This is a genomic window from Streptomyces sp. NPDC050388, from assembly GCF_040655635.1.
Classification (GTDB): domain Bacteria; phylum Actinomycetota; class Actinomycetes; order Streptomycetales; family Streptomycetaceae; genus Streptomyces.
This window is the reverse complement of sequence record NZ_JBFAKH010000213.1, coordinates 1-3,566: the sequence shown is the minus strand read 5'-3', so window position 1 is coordinate 3,566 and position 3,566 is coordinate 1. Positions and strand designations below refer to the sequence as shown.

4 protein-coding genes are annotated in these 3,566 nt (G+C 68.7%); all 4 read left to right on the top strand.

Features of this window, described 5'->3' with window-relative positions; translation table 11 throughout:
• Positions 1-419 precede the first annotated feature (419 nt).
• The 4 genes from AB0I73_RS40690 (at position 420) to AB0I73_RS40675 (ending at position 3,289) form a co-directional block, all read left to right on the top strand.
• Positions 420-650, top strand: a complete 231-nt coding sequence (locus AB0I73_RS40690) for a hypothetical protein (protein ID WP_363045421.1) — start codon at positions 420-422, stop codon at positions 648-650.
• Positions 651-879: 229 nt separating this feature from the next.
• On the top strand, positions 880-1,683 hold the full coding sequence (locus AB0I73_RS40685) for an alpha/beta hydrolase (RefSeq protein ID WP_363045420.1): 804 nt from the start codon (positions 880-882) through the stop codon (positions 1,681-1,683).
• A complete protein-coding gene (locus AB0I73_RS40680; RefSeq protein ID WP_363045419.1) occupies positions 1,683-2,972 on the top strand; it encodes a SpoIIE family protein phosphatase in 1,290 nt (429 codons plus the stop codon). The genes AB0I73_RS40685 and AB0I73_RS40680 overlap by 1 nt, the downstream gene beginning before the upstream one ends.
• Entirely contained in the window at positions 2,969-3,289 is a 321-nt protein-coding gene (locus tag AB0I73_RS40675) for an STAS domain-containing protein (protein WP_363045418.1), read from the top strand. Before AB0I73_RS40680 ends, AB0I73_RS40675 begins: the two co-directional genes overlap by 4 nt.
• The last annotated feature ends 277 nt before the right edge of the window (positions 3,290-3,566 follow it).

Genomic DNA, 3,566 nt, shown 5'->3' with positions numbered 1-3,566 from the left:
CGGCCCGGGCCGGCTCGCTGACGCTGGCGCAGTGGGTGAGCCGGCTGGCCTGTGTCGGGTGAGCGGCCGGGCGGCGGACCGGCCCACCCGGACGGCGTGCTGGTTTGTCCGGGTGGCGTGCTGGAAGGGCGCCGCTTCTGCCACCGCGTCCGGCCACTGCCTGCTTTTGAGTGGGCGCGTGGGTTCGAACCGGCGACGCGGGCCTGACTGGAAGGGACCGGCAGCCACGGGGCAGGGCTGTCCCGTGGCTGCCGGCGCAGCACGTCGAGGTGCTCGCCGTGCACCGGCCCGACCGTGCGGCCCGCCGCAGGAACGGGAAGTCGGGCCCGGTCGATGCACAGGAGGCGGCGCGGGCGGTGCTGAGCGGCCGGGCCCGTGTACGGGCCAAGACGGGCGACGGGCCGGTGCGGAGTGCTCTGATGTCCAAGCCGTCGAAGGATTCCGCGGTCAAGGCGCGCACACAGGCGATCAACCAGCTCAAGGCCGTGCTGGTCACCGCAGACCCCGTGCTGCGGGAGGAGCCGGCGGGGCTGGGCAACACCGCGCTGTTCCGCACTTGCGCGGGATTCGACAGCGTGACGGCGCGCCCGGCGTCGGAGGCTGCCTTGAAACGCGATGTGACCTGGGAGGTTCCGGCTCTCGTGGCATGATGCCGTCCGCCTTCCTGCAAGTCCCCGTGGTAGGGGTTCCCGTGAGACGACGAGGCCCCGCTGGAATCCGCCAGGAGTCGGCGAGGCCTCTCCTCCCGCGCCCACTGGCCAGATCCGACAAGGCGCTGACCTGTTGTGTTCGCAAACCGGGGTGTGAAGTCGGCGGGCGGGATGTGGAGGATCTGAGGTCAAATCGGACCACTGGGCGGGTCCTGAGAGACTGACGGGCATGGATATCGCCCGCAGGAACAATGTCACCGTCACCGGCACCTCGCAGGGGCGGACGGTGGTGCTGGCTCATGGGTTCGGCTGCGATCAGAACATGTGGCGGTTGACACTGCCTGCCTTGGTCGAGGAGTACCGGGTGGTGCTGTTCGACTACGTCGGCTCCGGCCGCTCGGATGCGACCGCGTTCTCGGAGGACCGTTACGACTCTCTGACCGGTTACGCCCAAGACGTGGTTGAGGTGTGCGAGGCGCTCGATCTGCGCGACGCGGTGTTCGTGGGCCATTCCGTCAGCGCGATGATCGGTGTGCTGGCGGCCGGCATGGCTCCCGAACGGATCGGGGCGCATGTGATGGTCGCTCCGTCTCCGCGATACATCGACGACGAGGGCTACCGCGGCGGTTTCAGCGCCGACGACATCGACGAGCTACTGGCGTCACTGGAGTCGAACTACCTGGGCTGGTCGGCGGCGATGGCCCCGGTGATCATGGGCAACGCGGACCGGCCGGAACTGGGCGAGGAGCTGAAGAACAGCTTCTGCGCCACCGACCCGGACATGGCGCGTGTCTTCGCCCGGACCACATTCCTGTCGGACTCGCGGGACGAACTGAAGAGCGTGGGAGTGCCGACCCTGGTGCTGGAGTGCACCCAGGACGTGATCGCTCCCCGGGAGGTGGGTGCCTTCGTCCACCAGGCGATCCCCGGTTCGACACTGGTCACACTGGATGCGACCGGGCACTGCCCGCACCTGTCCGCGCCCGAGGCCACCAACCAGGCGATCATAGAGTTCCTGGCGGCCCTGCGGTGATGTGCCGCACCGGGCAGCAACCCGATCCGCACGAGGCCGACGACGAGAAGACCTCCAGCCCGGCGTTCGCCGCGCTGTTGGAGGACAGCGCCGAGGAACTGTACGAGAGCGCACCGTGCGGGTACTTGTCCACGCTAATGGACGGCACCATCGCGAAGATCAACACCACGCTGCTGACCTGGCTCGGCCTGGAGCGGGAGGCGGTGGTGGGCCGGATGCGGTTCACCGACCTGCTGACCGTGGGCGGCAAGATGTATCACGAGACGCACTTCGCGCCGCTGCTACGGATGCAGGGCGAGATCAGCGGCATCGCCATGGAGATCAAGCAGGCCGGCGGCGGCCGGATGCCCGTGCTGGTCTCCTCCGTGGTCAAACACGGCAGTACCGGCGAACCCTTGCTGATCCGCACCACCGTCTTCGACGCCCGGGACCGCCGCGCCTACGAAGAGGAACTCCTGCGCGGCCGGAAGGCGGCCGAAGAAGCACGCAAACAGGCGGAGGCAGACCGGGCCCGGCTTCAGGACGCCCTCGCTGTCCTCCAGCAGTCGCTGCTGCCCGACACCCTCCCGGAGGTACCTGGGGTGGAGACGGCCGCCTACTACCACACCGCCCATCCCGACCGGCTCGGCGGCGACTTCTACGACGTCTTCCCCATCGACGGCAAACGCTTCGGCTTCTTCCTCGGTGACGTGTGCGGCAAGGGCCCCCAGGCAGCCGCGCTCACTTCGCTGACCCGCTACACACTGCGCGCCGCCGCCCTGCACGACCCGGACCCCGTCTCGGCTCTGACCACCCTCAACAAGGTGCTCCACGAGCGGTACGCCGGGAGCGGCGACCCGCGCTACTGCACCGCCATCTACGGCACCTTCGACCCCGACCCCGACACCGGGCAGGTCTCCGTCCACCTGGCCTCGGGCGGACACCCTCCGGTCATCGCCGTGCGTGCCGACGGCGCCGCCGACTTCCTGCCCACTCCCGGTGGCCTCCTCGTCGGCATCCTGCCCTCCGCGTGCTTCACCGCCGCCACGACCGTGCTCGCCCCCGGCGACATGCTCCTGCTCTACACCGACGGCATCACCGAGGCCCGCACCGGCGAAGGCCGCACCGGACTGTACGGGGACGAGGCCCTGCTCGCCTTCGCCGCCGACCACGCCGGCAAGCCCCCGCCCGCTGCGATCCAGGCCCTGACCGACTTGCTGCACAGCTTCGGTGACGGCCTCGATGACGACACCGCACTGCTCGCCCTCGGTGTCCCAGCCCCCCACCCCCGGACGAGAAGCAGTCGATGAGCCCCGTGAAGATCACCGCCCGAGACGCTGCCACTGGTCCCGTTCTGGAGATTTTCGGCGCGCTCGACTACGACAACGCCACGGAACTACTGGAACTGATTCCCGCCATCACCCTCCGACCGGGCCAGCTCCTCATCCTGGACCCGGGCGGCATGGAATTCTGCGACTCCAGCGGCCTCAGCGCCGCCCACAACCACGCCCACGCCGCCCAAGCGAACTTCGCACTCGCATCCGTACCCACGCACACCCTGCGCATCGTCGGCCTCGACCAGATCTTTCCCATCTGCCCCGACAGCGACACCCTCCTCCCTTCCTGAGGACGTAGTGTGCTCACCGCGCAGTGACGCAACAACATGGCCGTGATTGCGCGCTCACCTCTGTGTGCCGCGTATGTCACGGACCACTTCACCATTCGTCCGTGCCGAGGATTCCACCCGTACCGCTTCATGTCGACAGGGTGCTCTACGTGCCTGCGGGAGCCGGGAACAGTGCCACGCACTGAAGCCTTCTCGGCAACGTGACGGTTGCGGTGCGTGATGATGCCGGACGGCGGGATGGCGACTCGGCGTCAGACATGAGTGAAGCCCCTGGTAG

What these genes read in the sequence shown, in the direction of transcription:
- AB0I73_RS40675 (WP_363045418.1), top strand. Translation starts at nt 2,969, where the DNA reads ATGAGCCCCGTGAAGATCACCGCCCGAGACGCTGCCACTGGTCCCGTT.
- AB0I73_RS40685 (WP_363045420.1), top strand. Translation starts at nt 880, where the DNA reads ATGGATATCGCCCGCAGGAACAATGTCACCGTCACCGGCACCTCGCAG.
- AB0I73_RS40690 (WP_363045421.1), top strand. Translation starts at nt 420, where the DNA reads ATGTCCAAGCCGTCGAAGGATTCCGCGGTCAAGGCGCGCACACAGGCG.
- AB0I73_RS40680 (WP_363045419.1), top strand. Translation starts at nt 1,683, where the DNA reads ATGTGCCGCACCGGGCAGCAACCCGATCCGCACGAGGCCGACGACGAG.